Annotated in this window: 23 protein-coding genes; 10 read left to right on the top strand and 13 right to left on the bottom strand. The window is 70.5% G+C overall.

All coding sequences use genetic code 11. The annotated features are described in order from the left end of the window. Window positions 1-15: 15 nt before the first annotated feature. Window positions 16-540 (bottom strand): hypothetical protein, encoded by a 525-nt coding sequence (locus tag BMX29_RS12850; protein ID WP_175471187.1) that lies wholly within the window; start codon window positions 538-540, stop codon window positions 16-18. Window positions 541-629: 89 nt separating this feature from the next. Here BMX29_RS12850 and moaA point away from each other — a divergent pair, with 89 nt between their 5' ends. Next, a complete protein-coding gene (moaA, locus tag BMX29_RS12845; protein WP_043845899.1) occupies window positions 630-1637 on the top strand; it encodes a GTP 3',8-cyclase MoaA in 1008 nt (335 codons plus the stop codon). Window positions 1638-1763: 126 nt separating this feature from the next. Here the strand turns inward: moaA and BMX29_RS12840 are convergent, their stop codons facing one another. Then, complete coding sequence (locus BMX29_RS12840) at window positions 1764-2882, bottom strand: anhydro-N-acetylmuramic acid kinase (RefSeq protein WP_092813391.1); 1119 nt, start codon at window positions 2880-2882, stop codon at window positions 1764-1766. A gap of 85 nt (window positions 2883-2967) precedes the next feature. Here BMX29_RS12840 and tyrS point away from each other — a divergent pair, with 85 nt between their 5' ends. After that, window positions 2968-4218 carry a tyrosine--tRNA ligase gene (gene tyrS / locus BMX29_RS12835; RefSeq protein WP_092813390.1) on the top strand — a complete coding sequence of 417 codons (1251 nt, stop codon included), beginning with the start codon at window positions 2968-2970 and terminating at the stop codon, window positions 4216-4218. Window positions 4219-4239: 21 nt separating this feature from the next. On the opposite strand, the gene BMX29_RS19240 is transcribed toward tyrS, so the two are convergent. After that, the gene (locus tag BMX29_RS19240; protein WP_175471186.1) at window positions 4240-4383 is read right to left on the bottom strand and encodes a hypothetical protein; all 144 of its coding nucleotides are present in this window, start codon (window positions 4381-4383) and stop codon (window positions 4240-4242) included. A 37-nt stretch (window positions 4384-4420) separates the two neighbouring features. Here BMX29_RS19240 and BMX29_RS12830 point away from each other — a divergent pair, with 37 nt between their 5' ends. Then, complete coding sequence (locus BMX29_RS12830) at window positions 4421-5266, top strand: GNAT family N-acetyltransferase (protein ID WP_092813388.1); 846 nt, start codon at window positions 4421-4423, stop codon at window positions 5264-5266. 50 nt (window positions 5267-5316) lie between these two features. Here the strand turns inward: BMX29_RS12830 and BMX29_RS12825 are convergent, their stop codons facing one another. Together BMX29_RS12825 and BMX29_RS12820 are read right to left on the bottom strand one after the other, a co-directional pair. Continuing rightward, window positions 5317-5865 carry a peptidylprolyl isomerase gene (locus BMX29_RS12825; RefSeq protein WP_092813387.1) on the bottom strand — a complete coding sequence of 183 codons (549 nt, stop codon included), beginning with the start codon at window positions 5863-5865 and terminating at the stop codon, window positions 5317-5319. After that, window positions 5858-6364, bottom strand: a complete 507-nt coding sequence (locus tag BMX29_RS12820; protein WP_043845891.1) for a peptidylprolyl isomerase — start codon at window positions 6362-6364, stop codon at window positions 5858-5860. Before BMX29_RS12820 ends, BMX29_RS12825 begins: the two co-directional genes overlap by 8 nt. 142 nt (window positions 6365-6506) lie before the next feature. Here BMX29_RS12820 and BMX29_RS12815 point away from each other — a divergent pair, with 142 nt between their 5' ends. Together BMX29_RS12815 and BMX29_RS12810 are read left to right on the top strand one after the other, a co-directional pair. After that, complete coding sequence (locus tag BMX29_RS12815; protein WP_092813385.1) at window positions 6507-7694, top strand: phosphoglycerate kinase; 1188 nt, start codon at window positions 6507-6509, stop codon at window positions 7692-7694. A 134-nt stretch (window positions 7695-7828) separates the two neighbouring features. After that, window positions 7829-8131: an FtsB family cell division protein gene (locus BMX29_RS12810; protein WP_043845889.1), complete on the top strand. Its 303-nt coding sequence runs from the start codon at window positions 7829-7831 to the stop codon at window positions 8129-8131. Window positions 8132-8335: 204 nt separating this feature from the next. Here BMX29_RS12810 and BMX29_RS12805 read toward each other — a convergent pair whose 3' ends face one another. Further along, window positions 8336-10006 (bottom strand): ABC transporter permease, encoded by a 1671-nt coding sequence (locus BMX29_RS12805; RefSeq protein WP_425314278.1) that lies wholly within the window; start codon window positions 10004-10006, stop codon window positions 8336-8338. An 82-nt stretch (window positions 10007-10088) separates the two neighbouring features. Here BMX29_RS12805 and BMX29_RS12800 point away from each other — a divergent pair, with 82 nt between their 5' ends. Both BMX29_RS12800 and BMX29_RS12795 read left to right on the top strand, forming a co-directional pair. Continuing rightward, window positions 10089-10973, top strand: a complete 885-nt coding sequence (locus BMX29_RS12800) for a hypothetical protein (protein WP_092813380.1) — start codon at window positions 10089-10091, stop codon at window positions 10971-10973. A 10-nt stretch (window positions 10974-10983) separates the two neighbouring features. After that, on the top strand, window positions 10984-11715 hold the full coding sequence (locus BMX29_RS12795; protein WP_092813378.1) for a YkgJ family cysteine cluster protein: 732 nt from the start codon (window positions 10984-10986) through the stop codon (window positions 11713-11715). 116 nt (window positions 11716-11831) lie between these two features. Here the strand turns inward: BMX29_RS12795 and BMX29_RS12790 are convergent, their stop codons facing one another. From BMX29_RS12790 to BMX29_RS12780, 3 genes are read right to left on the bottom strand one after another with little or no spacing between them, the layout of a single operon-like run. Beyond that, the gene (locus BMX29_RS12790) at window positions 11832-12677 is read right to left on the bottom strand and encodes an ABC transporter substrate-binding protein (RefSeq protein ID WP_092813376.1); all 846 of its coding nucleotides are present in this window, start codon (window positions 12675-12677) and stop codon (window positions 11832-11834) included. A 33-nt stretch (window positions 12678-12710) separates the two neighbouring features. After that, entirely contained in the window at window positions 12711-13475 is a 765-nt protein-coding gene (locus tag BMX29_RS12785; protein WP_092813374.1) for an ATP-binding cassette domain-containing protein, read from the bottom strand. Further along, window positions 13468-14178 carry an ABC transporter permease gene (locus tag BMX29_RS12780; protein WP_092813372.1) on the bottom strand — a complete coding sequence of 237 codons (711 nt, stop codon included), beginning with the start codon at window positions 14176-14178 and terminating at the stop codon, window positions 13468-13470. The genes BMX29_RS12785 and BMX29_RS12780 overlap by 8 nt, the downstream gene beginning before the upstream one ends. Window positions 14179-14404: 226 nt before the next feature. Here BMX29_RS12780 and BMX29_RS12775 point away from each other — a divergent pair, with 226 nt between their 5' ends. Continuing rightward, window positions 14405-15508, top strand: a complete 1104-nt coding sequence (locus BMX29_RS12775; protein WP_092813371.1) for a transglutaminase-like domain-containing protein — start codon at window positions 14405-14407, stop codon at window positions 15506-15508. A 50-nt stretch (window positions 15509-15558) separates the two neighbouring features. On the opposite strand, the gene BMX29_RS12770 is transcribed toward BMX29_RS12775, so the two are convergent. Then, window positions 15559-15822: a DUF2312 domain-containing protein gene (locus tag BMX29_RS12770; protein WP_043845878.1), complete on the bottom strand. Its 264-nt coding sequence runs from the start codon at window positions 15820-15822 to the stop codon at window positions 15559-15561. Between the two features lie 124 nt (window positions 15823-15946). Between BMX29_RS12770 and BMX29_RS12765 the strand changes: the two genes are divergently transcribed. Further along, window positions 15947-16165: a hypothetical protein gene (locus BMX29_RS12765; protein WP_043845877.1), complete on the top strand. Its 219-nt coding sequence runs from the start codon at window positions 15947-15949 to the stop codon at window positions 16163-16165. Window positions 16166-16194: 29 nt separating this feature from the next. Here the strand turns inward: BMX29_RS12765 and BMX29_RS12760 are convergent, their stop codons facing one another. Together BMX29_RS12760 and BMX29_RS12755 are read right to left on the bottom strand one after the other, a co-directional pair. Then, a complete protein-coding gene (locus tag BMX29_RS12760) occupies window positions 16195-18180 on the bottom strand; it encodes an enoyl-CoA hydratase-related protein (RefSeq protein WP_092813369.1) in 1986 nt (661 codons plus the stop codon). A 137-nt stretch (window positions 18181-18317) separates the two neighbouring features. Continuing rightward, window positions 18318-18533: a hypothetical protein gene (locus BMX29_RS12755; RefSeq protein ID WP_092813367.1), complete on the bottom strand. Its 216-nt coding sequence runs from the start codon at window positions 18531-18533 to the stop codon at window positions 18318-18320. A gap of 200 nt (window positions 18534-18733) precedes the next feature. Between BMX29_RS12755 and BMX29_RS12750 the strand changes: the two genes are divergently transcribed. Next, the gene (locus BMX29_RS12750) at window positions 18734-19162 is read left to right on the top strand and encodes a protein tyrosine phosphatase family protein (RefSeq protein WP_043845873.1); all 429 of its coding nucleotides are present in this window, start codon (window positions 18734-18736) and stop codon (window positions 19160-19162) included. A 194-nt stretch (window positions 19163-19356) separates the two neighbouring features. On the opposite strand, the gene BMX29_RS12745 is transcribed toward BMX29_RS12750, so the two are convergent. Then, on the bottom strand, window positions 19357-20430 hold the full coding sequence (locus BMX29_RS12745) for a FliM/FliN family flagellar motor switch protein (protein WP_175471185.1): 1074 nt from the start codon (window positions 20428-20430) through the stop codon (window positions 19357-19359). Between the last annotated feature and the right edge of the window lie 30 nt (window positions 20431-20460).

Below are 20460 nucleotides of genomic sequence, written 5' to 3'. Positions count from 1 at the left end.
GCCCCGCGCGGGCGGTCAACCGTCGGCGTAGACCTCGAGCGTCGGAAGGTCGGTCAGCGGGGCTTCGAGCACGCGCATCGCCGAAAGCGAGATCCGGCTGCCCGATCCCGACTCGCCCGGGATTGGCCGCAGCGTGACGTTCGCCGACGCGCCGGTCGCCGTGTAGACGACCCGGCCCTCGGTCTCGGTCTCGACGAGCGGCGTCTCGAGCCAGAAGCCCGGGCTCGAGGGGTCACCCAGAGACGCCACGGTTGTCCCGAGGCTGCCGCCGCCCCCGCCGGTTTCCGCAGGCGCAGTCGCCGCCGCCCGCTCTTCGTCGGTGGTGGTGTCGAATTCGTCTGCCGTGCGTGCCTGCGCCGAGGGGAACCGCTCCTGCGAGGGCGGACGCGGTGTGGTGGCGGCCGGGGCCTGGTTCTGCGCGGGCTGGGCCGTGGGCGTCGGCGCCGTATCCGGACGGGCGCCGAAGGTCTCGTTGATCTGCGCACAGGCGGCGAGCGTGGCGACGGCAGCGCCAAGGGTGAGAGCGGAGCGGAAGCGCATGTATATCGGACCTTTGTCTTTGCTGTCTTTCGGGGCGTTCACGTTTCCGATCCTTGCCCCTTTCGGGTGGAATTACTAGCTTGGCAGGCATGACAGCTCCGCTCATCGACCCGTTCGCCCGCCCCATCGACTATCTGCGCGTGTCGGTCACGGACCGCTGCGATTTCCGCTGCGTCTACTGCATGTCCGAAAACATGACGTTCCTGCCCAAGAAGGAACTGCTGACGCTCGAGGAACTGGATCGCATGTGTTCGACCTTCGTGCGACTCGGCGTGCAGAAGCTGCGCATCACCGGCGGCGAACCGCTGGTGCGGCGGGACATCATGACGTTCTTCCGCTCGATGACCCGGCATATCGAGGCTGGCGACCTGCGCGAGCTTACGCTGACCACCAACGGCTCGCAGCTCGAGCGCTTTGCCGACGACCTCTTCGCCGCCGGCGTGCGCCGGGTGAACATCTCGCTCGACACGCTCGACGAAAAGAAGTTTGCCGACGTCACGCGCTGGGGGCGCCTGCCCCAGGTCATGCGCGGCATCGATGCGGCCCAGCGCGCGGGACTGCGCGTGAAGATCAACGCCGTGGCACTCAAGGGCTTCAACGAGGAAGAGCTGTTCTCGATCACCGAGTGGTGCGCCTCGCGCGACATCGACCTGACATGGATCGAGGTGATGCCGATGGGCGATATCGGCAACGAGGACCGCATCGGCCAGTACTGGAAGCTCGACGACCTGCGCGCGCAGTTGGCGGAGCGGTATACCATCACCGATCTGCCCGAGCGCACGGGCGGCCCGGCCCGCTATGTCCGGCTCGAGGAAACCGGCCAGAAGATCGGGTTCATCACGCCGCTCACGCACAATTTCTGCGAAAGCTGCAACCGTGTACGCCTGACCTGCACCGGCGAGCTGTTCATGTGTCTGGGCCAGGAGGACAACGCAGACCTGCGCTCGGCCCTGCGCAACCATCCCGCCTCGGACGCGCCGCTCGAGGAGGCGATCCGCGAGGCGATCTCGCGCAAGCCCAAGGGCCACGATTTCGATTATTCGCGCCAGACCGTTGACGGGCGGGTTTCGCGCCACATGAGCCACACCGGCGGCTGATGCCGCGCAGCGAGGGGCCAGCCCCTCGCGCTCCCCGGAGTATTTGCAACGAGAAGAAGGGCAGCGCGCGCGGCCCTGCCCTTCTTCTCGTCGAAAATACTCTCGCCGAAGGCGGCCGAACGAAGCTTACCCGCTCCTGCGTCGGGGATACCCGCGCGGACGACTGATCTCGCCGCCACCCACGGCCGCGCGGACTCCGGTCGTGGAGGGGCCCGAGGTGGGCAGGCCACGCATGACCCGCACCGCGAGGAAGGCGAAGGCCTGCGCCTCCAGCATGTCGCCGTCGAGACCCACGGCCTCCACAGGCTCCACCGGACAGTCGAGACCGGCGGCCAGCATCGCCATCATCACGGGGTTGTGGCGCCCGCCGCCGGTGACCAGCAGGCGTTCCGGTGGGCGCGGGCAGTGTTCGATGCCGCGCATGACGGCGGCCGCGGACATCGCCGTCATCGTGGCGGCGGCGTCGGCATCGTCCAGTTCCCGGACGAGGTCGAGCATCACCGAGAAGTCGTCACGATCTAGCGACTTGGGCGGCATCTTGAGGAAGTAACCCTCGTCGAGGAAGAGCTCGAGCGCCCCGTCGACGACCGCCCCCTGCACCGCCAGCGCGCCGTCACGGTCGCAGGGCTCGCCCCGGCGCTGCATCATCAGGTCGTTGATCGGCGCATTGGCCGGGCCGGTGTCGAAGGCGAGAAGCGCGCCCTCGTCCTCGGGTCGCGCCCTGGTCGGGTCGATCCAGGTGAGGTTTCCGACGCCCCCGAGGTTGAGGATGCCGAGCGGTGCCTCGGTCCCGAGAGCCTTGGCACAGGCGAAGTGGAAGAACGGCGCGAGCGGTGCGCCCTCGCCCCCGAGCCGCACGTCCGAGGAGCGGAAGTCCCACACCACCGGCACGCCCAGCGCCTCGGCCAGTGCGGCGCCGTCGCCCAACTGGTGCGTGCCGCGGCCACGCGGCTCGTGCGCCAGTGTCTGACCGTGGAAGCCGACGAGCTCGGCCCCGTCGAACCGTGACAGAACCTCGGCGTGGGCGTCGAAAACCACACGGTCCGCGTCGGCGAGGTCGTCGCCGGGCCAGCGTCCGAGCGCGGCGCGCAGGGTGGCGGCCTCCTCGGCCGTGTAGGGCCGGTACTCCGTCGCGCCGAACTCGAACACGCGCTCGCCATCGGTGCGGATCATCGCGGCGTCCACCCCGTCGAGCGACGTGCCCGACATGGCGCCGACGCTTCGGACCGCCTCTTTCTCGCTCATGCTGCCCCCTGCCCGCCGGATAACGGATTGTCTTGTGGCCTTGCGCGGTATAGCCGCTTGGCCGTCATTCTACGAGGGGACGACCATGACCTACCATCCCAAATCGGACTTCCTGCGCATCATGATCGAGCGCGGCTATCTGGCCGATTGCACCGATTACCAGGGCCTCGACGAGGCGCTCTCGAACGGGATGGTCACCGCCTATATCGGCTATGACGCCACGGCCAAGTCGCTGCATGTCGGCCACCTGCTGAACGTGATGATGCTGCGCTGGCTGCAGAAGACCGGGCACCGGCCGATCACGCTCATGGGTGGCGGCACCACCAAGGTGGGCGATCCGTCCTTCCGCGCCGACGAGCGGCCGCTGCTCGGCCCCGACCAGATCGCCGAGAACATCGACGGCATGAAGCAGGTCTTCGCAAAGTATCTCGAGTACGGCGAGGCCGGGAACGGCGCGCTGATGCTCGACAACGCCGAGTGGCTCGACGGGCTCAACTACCTGGAGTTCCTGCGCGACATCGGCCGGCACTTCAGCGTGAACCGGATGCTGTCGTTCGAGAGCGTGAAGTCCCGGCTCGACCGCGAGCAGTCGCTGTCGTTCCTCGAGTTCAACTACATGATCCTGCAGGCCTACGATTTCCTCGAGCTGAACCGCCGTTACGACTGCGTGCTACAGATGGGCGGTTCGGACCAGTGGGGCAACATCGTCAACGGCATCGACCTGACACGGCGGGTGCTGGACCACGAGATCTTCGGGCTGACCTCGCCGCTCCTGACCACCTCGGACGGGCGCAAGATGGGCAAGTCCGCGGGTGGCGCGGTGTGGCTCAACTCCGAGATGCTGAGCCCCTACGAGTTCTGGCAGTTCTGGCGCAACACCACCGACGCGGACGTGGGCCGGTTCCTGAGGCTCTACACCGAGCTTCCGCTGGAGGAGTGCGAACGGCTGGGCGCGCTCGGCGGCGCCGAGATCAACGAGGCCAAGGTGGTGCTCGCCAACGAGGTCACGACGCTTTGCCACGGGGCCGACGCGGCGCGGGCCGCCGAGGCCACCGCGCGCGAGGTGTTCGAGAAGGGCGGCGCGGGCGAAGACCTGCCGACGCTCGAACTGGCCGCGGAAGACGTCGCCGACGGCATCTCGATCGTGCAGGTTCTTGTGCGGGCCGGCCTCGCCAAGTCCGGCAAGGACGCCAAGCGCCTGATCGGCGAGAACGGCGCGCGGATGGACGACCGTCCGCTCGACGATCCGGGCCTGATGCTCGATGCCGCGGCCCTGGCCTCTCCGGTCAAGCTGTCTGCGGGCAAGAAACGGCACGCGCTGGTCAAGCTGGCCTGACGCGCCTTTCCGGGCCGTTCGTCAATAGAGCAGACGGACGGCCCGCCACGCCGCCTCAAGGAGCGCGAGGACGGCGAAGGGCACCGACAGGATCAGCGCCAGCAGCAGCGCGGCGGCGCGCGTGGGTTTAGGCGGTCCGGCCTCGGGCAGTTTCATCGCGGACATTAAGGCCCCATTCACTTAACCAAGCGTGAATGGCGGCATGATCGCCTTCCAGCAGTCGGACGCCTTCCTGCGGGCCGCCCGCGCCCTCGACTGGCCGGTCGCGGCTCGCGAGGACGCCGGCCTGCGCTGGATCGAGCACTGGCGCGGTCCGCGGTGGCCATCTCCGGTGCGGCTGGTGTCGCGGGGTCCGGGCTGTCGCGACTGGCTCGCCGCGCGGGGGGCAGAGCCCTGCGTCACCCTCCTCAATGCCGAAGGGGTCTCACCAGGCGATCTGCGCCGCGCGGGATACTGGCCGCTGATGACACCGGTGACGCTCGCTCGTCTGCCGCTCGGACCCGAAGCGGCGATGCGCGCACGGATGGCGCAGAAATGGCGCAACCGGTTGAACGCGGCCGCGCGCACCGGCCTGGAGCTGCGGCACGTCCCGATGCCTGCGGATGCCGATCACTGGCTCCTGCAAGCGGACGCCGCGCAGGCGCGCCGCGCGGGCTATGCGGCGTGGCCGCCGGCGCTCGTCGTCGCGTGGGCGGTGACCTCGCCAGGCACGGCGGTGCTGTTCGAAGCGCGGGTGTCGGGGCGTCCGGTGGCGGGGCTGATCCTGTTGCGGCACGGGCCGGGGGCCACCTACCACGTCGCGCACAGCCGCCCCGAGGGGCGTGCGCGCCACGCCATGCAGGCGCTTCTGTGGGAGGCGATGCTGTGGGCTCAAGCCGACGGTGTCCGCGAGATCGATCTCGGTGCGATCGACACGCAGGGCGGACGCGGGCTCGCGCGGTTCAAGCTGGGCACCGGCGCCCGGCCCCACAGGCTCTCGGGCACGTGGGGCCATCACAAGGTGCTGGCTCCGCTGGCGCGCCGGCTGCCGCTGTCCTGGGCGGCCTGATGCGACGCCATGGCGATGCCGCGGGACGATCACGCCCCGCGGCGGGCGCGTCACTGGATGACGCGAACCTCTTCCATCTTGTCGGGCTGGCCGATCACCGCGCCGTTCGGGCCGGTGCCGCGCTTGATCGAGTCGACCACGTCCATGCCGTCGGTGACCTGACCGACAACGGTGTACTGACCGTCGAGGAACGGTGCCGCGTCGAACATGATGAAGAACTGCGAGTTGGCGCTGTCGGGCGACTGCGAGCGGGCCATGCCGACCACGCCACGCTCGAACGCGCGGTCCGAGAACTCGGCCGGCAGGTCCGGCAGATCGGAGCCGCCGCGCCCGGCCATGCGCATGTCGCCGCCTTCCTTGCCGTACTCGACGTCGCCGGTCTGCGCCATGAAGCCGTCGATGACGCGGTGGAACACCACGTTGTCGTAGGCGCCCTCTTCGCCCAGCGTGGTGATGCGCTCGACGTGCTGCGGCGCCACGTCCTCGAACAGGTCCACGGTGATGGTGCCCTGCGCCTCGCCGGTGACGTCGATCTCGAGCCCGGTGGCCAGCGCCGGCCCGGCCGAGAGCGTGAGCGCCGCGATCAGGAGATTACGCATCGGCGGCCACCTTCACGCTGATCATGCGGTCGGGATTGGCCGGCGGCTCGCCGCGGGTGATCGCGTCGACGTGCTCCATCCCCTCGATCACACGGCCGTAGACGGTGTATTGGCCGTTGAGGAAGTGGTTGTCCTTGAAGCTGATGAAGAACTGCGAGTTCGCGCTGTTGGGGTTCGACGAGCGCGCCGCGCCAAGCGTGCCGCGGTCGTGGGGCAGCTTGGAGAACTCGGCCGGCAGGTCCGGCAGTTCGGAGCCGCCCGTGCCCGCCATGCGGATGTTGAAGTCCTGCTCCATGTTGCCGTTCGCCACGTCGCCGGTCTGCGCCATGAAGCCGTCGATCACGCGGTGGAAGGCCACGTTGTCGTAGGCGCCGGCGCGGGCCAGTTCCTTCATGCGCTCGGCATGCTTGGGCGCCACGTCGGGCAGCAGCTCGATCGTGACGGTGCCGCCCTTCAGCTCCATCAGGATGGTGTTCTCGGGGTCCTTGATCTCGGCCATCGGCCCTCTCCCTTTCGGAAATATTCGGGAACTCAAGTAGAGGCGCCCGCGTCCCGCCACAAGGACCGCTTTGTTGACGCCCCCGCCGCAGCCGGTATGGATCGGGGCGCGACGCACGATGACGCACGAGGGAGAACCGCGCATGGCCTGGAAAACGCTCGACCAGATGGACCTGGACGGCAAGCGGGTGCTGACCCGCGTCGATATCAACGTGCCGGTGGAAAACGGCCGCGTCACCGATGCCACCCGCATCGAGCGCATCGTCCCCACGGTGAAGGACATCCTGTCGAAGGGCGGGATGCCGATCCTGCTGGCGCATTTCGGCCGCCCCAAGGGCGAGGTCGTTCCCGGGATGAGCCTAGAGCCGCTGGTGCCCGCGCTGGAGGACGCCTTCGGCACGCGGGTCGTCTTCGCTGCCGATTGTCGCGGCTCGGCCGCCGAGGCCGCGGTCGGCGCGTTGCAGCCGGGCGAGGTGCTGCTGCTCGAGAACACGCGCTTCCATCCCGGCGAGGAAAAGAACGACGCGGGTCTCGCCAAGGAGATGGCCGCGCTTGGCGACGTCTATTGCAACGATGCCTTCTCCGCCGCCCACCGCGCCCACGCCTCGACCGAAGCGCTGGCCCGCGAACTGCCCGCCTGCGCCGGACGGCTGATGGAGGCGGAGCTGTCGGCGCTGGAAAAGGCGCTCGGCGATCCGGAACGCCCGGTCTGCGCCGTCGTGGGCGGCGCCAAGGTATCGACCAAGCTGGACCTGCTGTCGAACCTCGTGGAGCGTGTCGACACGCTCGTGATCGGTGGCGGCATGGCCAACACGTTCCTCGCGGCGCAGGGCCTCGACGTGGGCAAGTCGCTTTGCGAGCACGACATGGCCGAGACCGCGCGCGAGATCGCGAAGAAGGCCGCGGACACCGGCTGCGAGATCCTGCTGCCCCGTGACGTCGTTGTCGCCCGCAAATTCGAGGCAGGCGCGGAGCACGAGATCGTCAAGGCGGAGGACTGCCCCTCGGACGCGATGATCCTCGATGCCGGTCCCGACAGTGTCGCGCATGTGCAGGACGTGCTCGACCGGTCCAGGACGCTGATCTGGAACGGCCCCCTCGGCGCCTTCGAGATCGCGCCCTTCGACGCGGCCACGAACGCCGCCGCGGCCCACGCCGCCGAGCTGTCGAAGGCCGGCAAGATCGTGTCCGTGGCCGGCGGGGGCGACACCGTCGCGGCGCTCAACAAGGCCGGCGCGGCGGATCATTTCACCTACGTCTCCACCGCCGGGGGGGCCTTCCTCGAGTGGATGGAAGGCAAGACCCTGCCCGGCGTGGCGGCGCTCGGCTGATCCCACCTGTCGCCGGCGCGCACCACTTGGGTGCGCGCCAGGCGAAACCGGGCCCGCAAGGGATTCCCTGCGCGCCGTCCCTGTGGCACGGTCGCGCGCACAGCGCCCGTCCAGAGGCGCATGCGAGGCAGAGCATGACCCGTTCCAGACCCCGCCCCGCCCTGGGGGCCCTTCTCTATTTCGTCGGCGCGCTGGTGATCGGCGGCTACTTCACCTTCGCCGCGGTGCAGGGGGATTACGGCCTCTTCCGCCGCGCCGAGATCGAGGTGGAGACCCGCCAGCAGGCCGAGGAACTGTCGCAGCTTCACACCGAGGTCGCGCGGATGGAAAACCTCACCCGCCGGTTGTCGGACGAGTATCTCGATCTCGACCTTCTCGACCAGCAGGCCCGCGACGTGCTGGGCCTCGTGCGCGCCGACGAGGTGGTTGTGCGCTGAGGCGCGCCCCGGGACAGTTCGCACTCTTCGATGGCGGAACGACCTCGACCGGCCGCGCCTGCCGGCCGGACCGGGGCGCTGCCCCGGACCCCGGAGTATTTCGCGACGAGAAGAAGGGGCCATTCCTTCGCGCGGCGCTCCAGGGAGGGCGGGCGGGGCGATCCGCGCGTTCGCGCGGGAGCGTCGTCCGGTCTCGCGGCGTGCTCAGCGGTTGGCGCGCGCCAGAAGGCCGACCGCGGCCAGCCCCACGAGAATCACCAGCATCGCCGCCGGGGCCGCGCCGCCGAGATTCTCGAGGCTCGCCTGCTGGTGCACCCGCGTGGCCAGCGTCTCGTAGTTGAACGGCCGCAGGAGCAGCGTCGCGGGCAGTTCCTTCACGCAATCGACGAACACCAGCAACAGCGCTGAGGCCACGCTCGAGCGGATCAGCGGCGCGTAGACCGCGCCCAGCACCTGCCCGCGGGTGCGCCCCAGCGACCGCGCGGCGTGGGCGAGGTTCGGCGACACCCGCCCCATCGCCGCGTCCGCGGCGCCTTGCGCGATGGCGAAGAACCGCACCGCGTAGGCCAGAACCAGCGCGAAGGCCGAGCCGGTCAGGACCAGTCCGATGTCGATGCCGGTCGCGGCCTCGACGCCGTCAGCCAACACGTGGTCGAGCGCGGCGAGCGGGATCAGGATCCCCACCCCCAACACCGCGCCCGGCGCGGCGTAGCCGATCGACGTCACCGGCATCAGGAGCCGGGGCAGCCGCGCGCCCGAAAGCCGCACGCCGTAGACCATGAACACGCCGCCCGCGACCGTCACCACGGCGGCGATACCGCCCACGGTCAACGTGTGCACCGCCGCGCGGACCAGCGCCGGGTCGGCCCACTCCTCGGCATTGGCCAGCGCGTGCGACAGGATCACGCCCGTGGGCAGCACGAAGCCCAGTGCGAAGGGAAACGCGCAGAGCGCCGTCACCATGGCGCCCTTCAGGCCCGTCAGCCGCGTGCGGGCCGCCGGGCGGCGGGTCTTCGACAGCATGAAGAAGCGCATCCGCCGGCGGCTTGCGCGTTCGAGCGTCACGAGGATCACCACCACCGCGAGGATCACCATGGCGATCTGCGCCGCCCCGCCCGGGTTGCCCGATTGCAGCCAGACCGAGAAGATGCCGGTGGTCAGCGTCTGGACCGCGAAATAGTCCACCGTGCCGAAATCGTTGACCGCCTCCATCATCACGATGGCCACGCCCGCGGCGATGGCCGGACGGGCCAGCGGCAGGCCGACCCGCCAGAACCGCGACAGCGCGCCCGCGCCGAGCGACCGGGCGACCTCGTCGGCGCTGCCGGATTGCTCGCGGAAGGCGGCACGCGTCAGCAGGTAGACGTAAGGGTAAAGCGCCGCAGACAGCACCACGATCGCCGCGCCCATGGAGCGGATCTCCGGGAACCAGTAGTCGCGCGCGCTCTGCCAGCCGAAAAGCTGTCGCAGACCGGTCTGAACCGGCCCGGCATATTCGAGGAAGTCCACCAGCGCGTAGGCCCCGACATAGGCCGGGATCGCCAGCGGCAGCAGCAACAGCCACTCGAGCCAGCCGCGGAAGGGGAAGTCGTAGCGCGCGATCAGCCACGCCGCCCCGGTGCCCGCCCCGGCGGTCAGCAGGCCGGTGCCGGCCATCAGCACGCCGGTGTTGGCGAGGTAGCGCGGCAGGGTCGTAGACACCAGGTGCGGCCAAATGTTCTCGTCCGGAAAGAGAGCGATTCCCACCACCGACAGGATCGGCGCCAGAACCAGCGCGGCGATCAGAACCGCGCCCGCGGACCACGGGTTGAGCCCCCGGCGCGGCGCCTTGGTCGCCGCAGGATCGGCACGGTCTGGGGCGGGGGCGTGGGTCACGGGGATACGCTCTCGGGCCATTGCGGTTTGACGGATCGCGGCGGTCCTTATAGGTCCGGGTGGCAGCAATCTGAAGCCCCCGATGCAGGTCATCCTTCACACCGGCGTGCACGCCACCGACGACGACAGGCTGCTGCGCGGATTGACGCGCAACGCGGCCGACTGGCGTGACGACGGCGTCGCCGTGCCCGGCCCCTCGCGCTACCGCCAGCTTCTGTCCGACGCGGTGCACGCGTTGGCCCAGGGCACGCCCGCCCCCGAGGCACGCGAGGTGCTGCTCGAGGCGATCCTGACCGACGATCCCGAGCACGTGGACCGCATGGTCCTGTCGAACCGCAACTTCTTCTGCGTGCCGAAGCTCGCGCTTCAGGGCGGCGTCCTCTACGCCCGCGCCGAGGAGCGCGTCGCCGCCTTCAAGGCGCTCTTCGCGGGCGACGAGATCGAGCTCTTCATGGGGGTCCGCAACCCGGCGACCTTCCTGCCGGCGCTGTTCGCCGAAAGTCCCTCGAACGACTTCTACGACTTCGTCGCGGGGGTCGACCCGCGCACGCTGCGTTGGTCCGATCTTGTCCGGCGCCTGCGCGCGGCCCATCCGGACGTGGCGCTAACGGTCTGGTGCAACGAGGATACGCCCCTCATCTGGGGCCAGATCCTGCGCGAGATGGCGGGAATCGAGCTGAACCGCAAGATCCGAGGTGCGTTCGACCTTCTGTCCGACATCATGGTGCCGGAAGGCATGAAGCGCTTCCGCGCCTACCTCTCGGCGCATCCCAACATGACCGAGCGGCAGAAACGCCGTGTGATGATCGCCTTTCTCGACAAGTACGCCCTCGACGAGGCGATCGAGGAGGAACTCGAGATTCCCGTCGGCTGGACCGAGGCCGTGATCGACGAGATGACCGAGGACTACGAGGACGACATGCTCACGCTCGAACGGATGCGGGGCGTGACGGTGATCGCGCCGTGAGCCCGCTACGATGAGTTCCAAGCGACCTGCCTCCATCTCCGACCTGCGCCAGCGCGTGGCCCGCGCCCGGCTGCCCGGCGGGGACCGCGCCGTGACCGACCGCGCGCGCCGGATGCTCGACGTCTATCTCGAGACCGCGGATGCGCACGGTCTGGCGCTAGCGGACGTGGCGCGGGAACTGAAGTCCGGCACGGCGGCACTGAGGATCGGCGGTGCCGAGCTGGAGCAGCAGGCGACGAGCGCGGCGCTGCGCGACGCGGCCTGTGCCCCGGGCTGCGCTTTCTGCTGCATCCTCGCGGGCGAGGACGGCGCCGTGATCTTCGAGGCGGAGGCCCGTGCGCTCCACGGGGCGCTGGTTCCGCTGGCCGGTGAACCGGACGGCCGCGACTGGTCCGCCCGCGCCTGCCCCGCCCTCGATCCGGAGACCCGCGCGTGCCGCGCCTACGACGCCCGTCCGATGGTCTGCCGGGCCTATGTCTCGCCCGATGCCGAGGCCTGCCGGCAGGTGGCCGAGGGCATTCCGGCGCCGGGGCCCGGCCTGCTCGGCGGGCGCGCGGTGTCGCTTGCGGTGCAGATGCTGGCACGGGCGGCGCTGCAGGGCGTTGCCACGGTTCCGAGCTTCTCGCTGTCCGCAGTCGCGGCCGCGGCGGTCGAGGGGCGCGAGATCGACGCCGCGTTGCGAGAAGCCCGCCACAAGCCCCGCGTCATGGATGACGAACGCAGGCGGGCGGCCGGAGACTGATCAACGCTCACAAGTCGGGGCGGGCAATGGCTTGAAGCGGTGTGGCCGGCTGCCCGGCAACGCCATTCCGATCGAGCGGGCCGCGCGAGAGGTCCCGCGCCGCCCTGCCCCGCCGATCAGCTGGCGGTGTCGTCCTCGGGCGCGTTCGGAAAGAACAGCTGCTGGCCGTCCACCACGAAGTCGCCGATGGCGGTCTGGCCCTCGGCCGACAGGAGCCAGTTCGCGAAGGTCTGCGCGCCCTCGGCGTTCACCGACGGGCAGGCTTCGGGCGAGACGGGGATCACGCCGTACTGGTTGAAGAGCGCATCGTCGCCCTCGACGAAGATCTCGTAATCCTGCTTGTTCTCGAAGCTGATCCAGGTGGCACGGTCGGTCATGGTATAGGCGCCCATGCCGATCGCGGCGTTCAGCGTCGCGCCCATGCCCGAGCCGGTCTCGCGATACCAGTCCCCCGAACCCGCCGCCGGGTCGATACCGGCCTCGGACCAGAGCGACAGCTCTTTCTTGTGGGTGCCGCTGTCGTCCCCGCGCGATGCGAAGGTCGCCGAACGCTCGGCCAGCAGCGCCAGCGCGTCCTCGACCACCGCCATGCCGTCGAGTCCCGCCGGGTCCGCCTCGGGGCCGACGATGACGAAGTCGTTGTACATCAGGTCGGTGCGCTCGGTGCCGAAACCATCCTCGACGAATTTCTCCTCGGCGGGCTTGGCATGGACCAGCAACACGTCGCCGTCGCAGTTGCGGGCGTTTTCGATGGCTTGCCCGGTGCCCACGGCGACCACGTTCACGGTGATGCCGGTCTCGTCCTCGAAGAGCGGCAGAAGATAGTCATATAGACCGGAATTCGCGGTCGAGGTGGTCGACTGCACGAGGATCGAGCCGTTGTCCTCCTGCGCGAGGGCCCCGGAGGCCGCTCCGGCGAGAAGCGCGGCAATGGCGGCGGTGCGTGCGAACGTGTTGGGCATGGTGTCCTTCCTTGGGGGGCCGGTCTGCGGGGCTCAGACGACCAGGCGGCCGTCGAGATAGGCGCGCGCGGCAGGATCGCCGGGCGCGTCGAAGAAGCGGGCCGCGGGGGCGTGATCGACGACCCGGCCGCGGTGCAGGAACACCACGTCCTCGGCGAGGCGGCGCGCCTGCCCGACATCGTGGGTGACGAAGATCACGCGGGTTCCGGCGGCGGCGGCGCGGGCGACGATGCGCTCGATCGCCTGCGTGGCGCCGGGGTCGAGGCTGGCGGTCGGCTCGTCGAGCAGAAGCACCTCGGGATCGGTGGCGAGCGCGCGCGCCAGTGCGAGACGTTGCTGTTCACCGCCTGAAAGGCGCCGCGCAGGCGTGCGGGCGCGGTCGGCAAGGCCCACGTGCTCCAGCAACTCGGCCACCCTGCCGCGATCACCGCCGCGCGCCTTCAGAACGAAGTCGAGATTGGCCTTCACGCTGCGCCGCAGGAGGACCGGGCGCTGGAACACCAGCGCCTGGCGGGCAGTGGCGGCCTGCGCGCCGAGCCCGTTCCACGACAGCGTGCCGGCGTCCGGCGCGGTCAGCCCGTGCATCAGCTTCAGAAGCAGCGACTTGCCGGCGCCGTTCGGTCCCATCAGCACCGTGCAGCCGCCCGGCGCCAGCGTCAGGTCAACCCCGTCCAGCACGCGCGCACCGCCGAGGGTCAGCGCGACGCCCTCGGCCCGGAACGGCAGCAGGGTGGCGGGTGCCTCCTGCGCCTCGGCGCGGGGGCGGCGGGTAAAGGCGGAGGTCGCAACGTCAGACATGAGCGCCGCTCCGCGCCGCGCGGGTGTGGAGCGTCTGCACGGCGGCATTCACGCCCAGAGCGATCACCAGCAACACGATGCCGAGCGCCAGTGCCAGTGGAAGATCTCCGCGCGAAGTCTCGAGCGCGATGGCGGTGGTCATCACCCGGGTCAGGTGATCGATGTTACCGCCCACGATCATCACCGCGCCGACCTCGGCCACCGCCCGGCCAAAGCCCGCGAGCCCCACGGTCATCAGCGACAGGCGCGCATCCCACAGAAGCGCCCCGATCACCTGCCCCCGGCTCAGGCAAAGCGACCGGAACTGGTCGCGATACTCGGCGTGCAGGTCCTCGATCACCTGCCGTGCCAGCGCCGCGACGATGGGTGCGATCAGGATGGTCTGGGCAAGGATCATCGCCCACGGCGTGTAGAGCAGCCCGAGAAACCCCAACGGCCCGGCGCGCGACAGGTGCAGGTAGACCACGAGGCCCACCACGACCGGCGGCAGCCCCATGAGCGCGTTCATCGCGACAAGGACCGCGCCGCGCCCGGGGAAGCGCCCAACCGCGACGAGGGCGCCGAGCGGCAGACCGATGGCCGCGGCGAGCAGCGTCGCGCTGAGACTGACGCGCAGGGACAGGGCGACGATCTCGGCAAGATCGGCGTCGCCGGAGGCCACCAGCGAAATCGCGAGCGCGAGGGCTTCTCCCATGTCTTGCAAAATTTCCGGCCCTTCTGACGTCCTCTTGTGTCGGAGAATGCGCGGGGTTGCAGAGATTTCAAGGGAAATCGTATCGATTCTCCCCCTGCCACCGATCAACCAACCGGCACGTAACCGCAAATTCTTGCATAATTTACGTCGGAGCGCGACGCTGCGGTGCGGACCCACGCGCTTGATCCGCATCCCGACTGGTCCTACAGCGGGGCGCCACAAACGGAGATCGCAGATGAGCCTCACCCGCAGAACCGTGCTGAGCCTGTCGGCCGCTGCCGCCGCCGTCGCGGCGATGCCGCGCGTCGGGCGCGCGGCCTTTGCCCCGCAGCCGGGCGACTGGGCCGAGCACGTCCTGACCACCCGTATCCGACTGTCCGAAACCGGCCCTGCCGCGCAGGTTTGGGTGCCGGTCGCCGCGCTCGAGGCGGACGACTGGCAGCGCCCCGAGGCACCGGAGTGGACCACCACCGCCGACACCGCCGAGCTGAAGACCGACCCGTACTCGGGGGCGCAGTTCCTGCACGCCACCTGGCAGGCCGGCGACACGCCCCGGACGCTGGAACTGAGCACCCGCGTCGCGACACGCGACCGCGCGGTCGATCTCTCGGCCCCGCGCGACGACGCGCAGCTGAGCGAAGCGGATCGCACCCGATATCTTGCCGCAACCGAACTCGTGCCCACCGATGGCATCGTGAAGGACACCGCGGACCAGATCGTCGCGGGCATCGACGGCGAACTGGAGAAGGCGCGCGCGATCTACGACTGGATCGTCGAGAACACCGCCCGCAACCCCGAGACCCGCGGTTGCGGCCTGGGCGACGTGGCCTCGATGCTGAAGCTGCGCGACCTGACAGGCAAGTGCGCCGATCTCAACGCGCTCTACGTGGGCCTTGCCCGCGCTGCGGGCCTGCCCGCGCGCGATCTCTACGGCCTGCGCGTGGCCCCGTCCGAGTTCGGCTACAAGAGCCTCGGCGCCGGATCGTCCGACGTGACCAAGGCGCAGCACTGCCGCGCGGAGGTGTTCCTGTCGGACTACGGCTGGGTCCCGGTCGATCCCGCGGATGTCCGCAAGGTCATGCTGGAAGAGCCGCCGAAGGACCTGTCGCTCGACAACCCGAAGGTCGTCGATGCCCGCGCGGGCCTCTTCGGCGCGTGGGAAGGCAACTGGATCGCCTACAACGACGCCCACGACGTGCCGCTGCCGGGCGCCGAGGAAGGCGACGGGGTGGTGCCGTTCCTGATGTATCCGCAGGCCGAGATCGACGGCACGCGCCTCGACTCCCTGTCCCCGCAGGACTTCGTCTACGAGATCACCGCCGAGACCGGCGCGGCCTGATCGCGCAACGAAAAAGGGGCGCCCGGACCGATCCGGGCGCCCCTGGTCCGTCAGCCCATGCCGAGCGCGGACTTGTACATCTCGAGCACCGCCTCTTCCTCGGCGATGTCGTCGGGCTCGCGCTTGCGCAGCGCGATCACCTTGCGCATGACCTTGGTGTCGTAGCCGCGCCCCTTGGCTTCGGCCATGACCTCCTTTTGCTGGTCCGCGATTTCCTGCTTTTCCTGTTCCAGCCGTTCGAACCGCTCGATGAACTGGCGCAGCTCGCCCGCCGCGATGCCGTAGCTGTCGGAATCGGGTGCACTGTCTTGCATGTCTGTCGTCCCTCGCCCTCGGAGAAGCCCCCCGATACTCCGGGTCGGGCGCGACCATCAAGGGGTTGTCCGGCGACCGGCGATGGATTACCGCCGGTCCGCCGATCAGCACGGAGGACGGGTGATGGCAGAGCTTCTGGTCTGGGGCGGGGCAATCCTGTCGGTGGCGGGTCTCGTGGGCCTTGTGCTGTGCATCCTCAAGGTCACACGCGCGCGCCGCGCCAATCTTGGCGACGAAGCGCTGCGCGAGGCGGTGCGCAAGGTCGTGCCGCTGAACATGGCCGCGCTGTTCCTGTCGATGATCGGCCTGATGATCGTGATCGTGGGGATCTTCCTCGGCTGAGTGCCTGTCGATCCGGTGCCGGCCGACGCCTAGCCGTTCAGGTCGCGGAAGCGCCGACCGTTCTTCGAAAATTCTGTCCACACGGGTCGCGGCTCCCAGAACGCGGCGTCGGGGTGGGCCATGCGCTCGAGCGTGCGCTTGACGGCGAGCGGCCCGGCGCGGTCCGCGGCCAGCAGCGGTCCGCCTCGCCATCGCGGCATCCCCAGGCCCAGCACGGCGGCCACGTCGACCTCGAGCGGGCGACGCAGGGTGCCGTCCTCGATCATCCGCGCGCCCTCGTTGGCGAGCGCGACGAGGCTCCACCACACGATGTCCTCGGGGTCGAGCGCGGCGCGCGGGCGCAGGCCGTCGATCAGCGCGTCGGCGGCCTCGGAGCGGCGCGGCGCGCCTCCGTTGTCGGGATAGTCGTAGAAGCCGCGTCCCTCGGCGCGTCCGCCCCGGCCCGCGTCGATCATCCGGTCGGACCAGTTCATCGCACCCTCGGCCCGCGGCGCCCCGGCCAGCGTCTTGAGGCCGGTGGCGTCGCGCAGCTCGAACGGCGGGCGGGTCCAGCCCCAGGCCCGGATCGCCGCGTCCACCTCGTGCGGCGCCGCACCGAGATCGACCATCGCGTCGGCAGCCCGGTGCAGCGCCGCGGTCAGGCGACCGGTCGCGCTCGGTCCTTCGGTGACCACGCGCAGAGGAACCTTCCGCAGGGCCAGAACGAGCGTCCGCGCGGTTGCGACCTCGACCGGATCGGCCAGCGGGCCCAGGATGATCTCGACCAGCGGATGCGTCGTGGCCGGCGCCGAGAACCGCAGGCCGACCGTCTCGACCCAGCCCGGCACGGCGCTCAGGCGCACGACGCCCTCGGGCAGCCGCAGGTCGGCCTGGCCGCGCGCGGCCTGAAGCACAACGTCGGCCCCCTCGACCATGGCAGAACGATCGCCGACCTCCAGCCGGTCGAGCCGCGCCCCCACCGCCGCCTCGCTCAGTGCACCGCGCGCGACGCGCCGCTCGTACTCGGCCCGGATGCGCTCCACCCCGTCGCGCAGCGCCGCGGGATCGCGGGTGCCCCAGCGCACGTGGCGCCCGGCATCGAGCGCGGCGATGGTGACGTGGGCGGCCAGTAGCCCCCCGCCCAGCACCGCGAGAGTGTCGATCCGGGGGGCGGAGCCGGGTCCGGCATCTTCGCCGAAATCCCGGGCGCGCGTCTCCGCGGTGAACACGTGGCGCAGCGCGATCGACCGATCGCTAGCGCGGGCCTCGTCGAAGGCCTCGCGCTCCAGCGCAAGACCGGCCTCGAGCGGCAGGAGTTGCGCGGCCTCCACCGCCTCGACGATGCGGCCGGCGACGCCCGCTATGCCCGCGCCGAGCTTGGCTCGGGCGCGCGCCAGGGCCTCCTGGAAGGCTTGCGGGTCGGAGAGACCGGGCGGCAGCGCCTCCTCCGCCGGAGCGCCCGACGCGACGCGTGCCTCACACGCCGCTATCGCCGCGGCGACGAGCGGGCCCTCGGCCTCGGTCGCCAGAAGCGGCACCGCGGCGCGGGGCGCGCCGGTCAGCAGGAGGTCCAGCGCCGCCTCCGCCCCGATGAGACGCGGCAGGCGCTGGGTCGCCCCGCCCTGCGGTGGCAAGCCCAGACGAATGTCGGGAAAGACCACCCGGGCCTCGGGCGTGGCAATGCGGTCGTGCGCGGCCAGCGCGATCTCGGCACCGCCGCCCAGCGTGGTGCCGTGCAGGGCGGCGATTACCGGGCGCGGGCTGTCCCCGATCCGGCGGCAAAGCGCGGCAAGGTCCGGGGCGCTGGCGGCGACCGGGGCGTCGTGCTCGGACGGTTCGACCCCGGCCGAGAAGATGCGCCCCCGGCCCGTCAGGACGATGCCGTCGATGTGGTCCGACTGCGGTCCAGTCTCGATCTCGTCCAGCCGGTCGGCCAGTGACGCGCGGATCGTCGGCGTCAGCGCGTTCACCGGCGGATTGTCGATCTCCACCAGCGCAATGCGCCCCGTCACGCTCAGGTGCACCTGCCCCGCCATCTGCCCGTCCCCGACCGCTCTGCGCTTGACCCGCGCGCCTCTCGCGGGCGCGTGGCGCACATTGGATACGAGCCGAACCGGTCAGGCAAGGCGTCGGGCAGCGAAGGGAGCCGGGGCGTGGCCTGCGTGCGGCGCCCTCAGACCGGGACGTTGTCGAAGGCGGACTCGTCGCCGTCGTCGCCGGCGCGGGCCGCCCCGACCGGACGCAACGGGCTGACCGCCCCGGCGACGCGACAGACGCGCGCCAGTGCGGCGTTGCGAACATGCGGTTGCAAAGTGGCCAGGTCGTGACCGAGCGCGTCGAGACGCGCGCGGAGTTCGGAGTCGATATCGGTGTCGAAACGTGTCGTCATGGCAGCCTCCTCCCCAAAGGCGGCCGCGGCCGTCGGGCGGACGCGGCGACAGGCGCACGAGACGACCGCGAACGACTCGCCTTATGCGCGACTCGGATCCTGCCCCGGCCCCGACCACCGATCAAGCGCAACCGCCCCTCCCGGCGCCCCGAGGCCGCCCGGCTCTCGACACTGCCCGATCGGAGGGCTATCGAACGCACATGGACATTCGCCAGATCACCGACCGCTACCACGTCTCGCCGCAGATCGCGCCCGAGGATGCCGCCGCCCTGCGCGAGGCGGGCTTCCGCCGCGTGGTCTGCAACCGCCCCGACGGAGAGGTGCCGCCACAGCTTCAGGCCGACGCGATCCGCCAGGCGGTGGAGGCCGAGGGACTGGACTTCGAGGTGCTGCCCCTCACCCACCAGACCATGACGCCCGAGAACGTCGCGCGGCAGGGCGAACTGGTGGACGCAGCCGACGGTCCGGTCCTGGCGTACTGCGCATCGGGCACCCGCTGCACGGTGGTCTGGGCGCTCGGTCAGGCGGGCACACGCCCGGTGGACGAGATCCTCGCGACTGCGGCCGAAGCCGGCTACGACCTCGCGGGCCTGCGCCCGGCGCTGGAGGCCCGCGCCAACGGCCAGTGAGCCGTAGGGCGGGAACCTTCTCAACGTCCGGCGAGCGGTGCTGCCGCCGTGATCCTGCGCGCGCACGCCGTTAGCTGACGCGGTTGCCCGACCGGTCGGCGGTCCACGCACCGCGGTGTCGGATGCCACCGGCACGGATTTTGCCAATGCGATTCCGAGGGTCGTGAGGCCCCGCAGCCCAAGGCGTCCGCCTGTCAATCCTGCGACAGGTCGAGATCGTCGAGCGGGCTCGCGAAGCCTGCAAGCGGGTCGGCATCCTCGTCGGCGACGTTCGCCTCGTCGAAGTCGAGCGGTGGCAGATCGGGGAAATCCATCGCGACGGAGGGCGTGGCGGTGGCCGGCTCTGGCGAAGGCCCGGCGGCGATCTCGTCCGTCGGCCAGTCCATCGGTGCGGGCGAAGGCGTGGCGGGGTCGGGCGCGGAGGCATCCGCGGCCCGGTCCGGCCCGGGCTCTGCGGTGCCGGGCGCGGTCTCGGACGTCCCGGCGCCGGTCCGCTCTCCGACGCGGAAGGCACGTTGGCCGTTCATCTGCCCGAGCGTTCCCGTCAGCACGCGGTGGCGGCCGCCGGCCACGATCTCGGCCCCGGTAAGTGCCTCCGCCGGCAGCGGGATCAGGCTGCCCGGCGCCAGTTCGCAGGCTGCGGCGAAGGACATCTTCACCCGCGCCAGCACCACGTCCACCCGCGCGGGCAGCGTCAGCATCAGGTCCTCGTGACGCGCGGGGCCGGCCGCGGGGGCACTGCGCCGCGCCGGCGCGCGTTCGGGCAGAAGCAACGCGATACGGCCGCGGCGCAGGCCGCCCGCAAGCTCCAGCTCTGCCTCGAACACCCGGTAGGACGGGGCCGTGAGCAGGTTGGCCGCGATCCGCGCACTGTCGATCATCGCTCCGAAAGCGTAGCCCGCGACCTGTGCACCGGCAGGATCGTCGACGAGGTAATCGGCCAGCCGCTCGAGCGCGCCGTCGACCAGCGGCGCCGATATCGCGGCATCGGTCGGCGTGAGCCGCCGGTCGTCGGGATCGAGGTCGGTGACGAGCCCCAGCGTCTGCACCTCGACCAGTGCCGTGACGGTCTGGCGGTCGAGCAGCGCGAAGCCGGTCATCTCGTCTGGACCATCGAGCAGCAGGATCATCTCGCCGCTGTCCAGAAGCGCGGCGGTCTCGTCCTGATCGCGGCGGGCCTGTCGGGCGTTGCGCGCGATCAGGGCGAGATTCCAGGCCTCTTCGGCGGTGCGGGCGAGCGCGCGGCGAAAGGCCTTCTCCACAGACATTCCGTGCGCCTCCACGGCGCGACGCGCCGC

It is taken from the genome of Roseivivax marinus, from assembly GCF_900109705.1.
In the GTDB taxonomy this organism is placed as follows: domain Bacteria; phylum Pseudomonadota; class Alphaproteobacteria; order Rhodobacterales; family Rhodobacteraceae; genus Roseivivax; species Roseivivax marinus.
This window is presented reverse-complemented; position numbering and strand designations above follow the sequence as displayed.

Excerpts from the sequence above, each read along its gene's own strand:
- BMX29_RS12850 (WP_175471187.1), bottom strand. The coding sequence starts at position 540 with ATGCGCTTCCGCTCCGCTCTCACCCTTGGCGCTGCCGTCGCCACGCTC.
- moaA (WP_043845899.1), top strand. The coding sequence starts at position 630 with ATGACAGCTCCGCTCATCGACCCGTTCGCCCGCCCCATCGACTATCTG.
- BMX29_RS12840 (WP_092813391.1), bottom strand. The coding sequence starts at position 2,882 with ATGAGCGAGAAAGAGGCGGTCCGAAGCGTCGGCGCCATGTCGGGCACG.
- tyrS (WP_092813390.1), top strand. The coding sequence starts at position 2,968 with ATGACCTACCATCCCAAATCGGACTTCCTGCGCATCATGATCGAGCGC.
- BMX29_RS19240 (WP_175471186.1), bottom strand. The coding sequence starts at position 4,383 with ATGTCCGCGATGAAACTGCCCGAGGCCGGACCGCCTAAACCCACGCGC.
- BMX29_RS12830 (WP_092813388.1), top strand. The coding sequence starts at position 4,421 with ATGATCGCCTTCCAGCAGTCGGACGCCTTCCTGCGGGCCGCCCGCGCC.
- BMX29_RS12825 (WP_092813387.1), bottom strand. The coding sequence starts at position 5,865 with ATGCGTAATCTCCTGATCGCGGCGCTCACGCTCTCGGCCGGGCCGGCG.
- BMX29_RS12820 (WP_043845891.1), bottom strand. The coding sequence starts at position 6,364 with ATGGCCGAGATCAAGGACCCCGAGAACACCATCCTGATGGAGCTGAAG.
- BMX29_RS12815 (WP_092813385.1), top strand. The coding sequence starts at position 6,507 with ATGGCCTGGAAAACGCTCGACCAGATGGACCTGGACGGCAAGCGGGTG.
- BMX29_RS12810 (WP_043845889.1), top strand. The coding sequence starts at position 7,829 with ATGACCCGTTCCAGACCCCGCCCCGCCCTGGGGGCCCTTCTCTATTTC.
- BMX29_RS12800 (WP_092813380.1), top strand. The coding sequence starts at position 10,089 with ATGCAGGTCATCCTTCACACCGGCGTGCACGCCACCGACGACGACAGG.
- BMX29_RS12795 (WP_092813378.1), top strand. The coding sequence starts at position 10,984 with ATGAGTTCCAAGCGACCTGCCTCCATCTCCGACCTGCGCCAGCGCGTG.
- BMX29_RS12790 (WP_092813376.1), bottom strand. The coding sequence starts at position 12,677 with ATGCCCAACACGTTCGCACGCACCGCCGCCATTGCCGCGCTTCTCGCC.
- BMX29_RS12785 (WP_092813374.1), bottom strand. The coding sequence starts at position 13,475 with ATGTCTGACGTTGCGACCTCCGCCTTTACCCGCCGCCCCCGCGCCGAG.
- BMX29_RS12775 (WP_092813371.1), top strand. The coding sequence starts at position 14,405 with ATGAGCCTCACCCGCAGAACCGTGCTGAGCCTGTCGGCCGCTGCCGCC.
- BMX29_RS12770 (WP_043845878.1), bottom strand. The coding sequence starts at position 15,822 with ATGCAAGACAGTGCACCCGATTCCGACAGCTACGGCATCGCGGCGGGC.
- BMX29_RS12765 (WP_043845877.1), top strand. The coding sequence starts at position 15,947 with ATGGCAGAGCTTCTGGTCTGGGGCGGGGCAATCCTGTCGGTGGCGGGT.
- BMX29_RS12760 (WP_092813369.1), bottom strand. The coding sequence starts at position 18,180 with ATGGCGGGGCAGGTGCACCTGAGCGTGACGGGGCGCATTGCGCTGGTG.
- BMX29_RS12755 (WP_092813367.1), bottom strand. The coding sequence starts at position 18,533 with ATGACGACACGTTTCGACACCGATATCGACTCCGAACTCCGCGCGCGT.
- BMX29_RS12750 (WP_043845873.1), top strand. The coding sequence starts at position 18,734 with ATGGACATTCGCCAGATCACCGACCGCTACCACGTCTCGCCGCAGATC.
- BMX29_RS12745 (WP_175471185.1), bottom strand. The coding sequence starts at position 20,430 with ATGTCTGTGGAGAAGGCCTTTCGCCGCGCGCTCGCCCGCACCGCCGAA.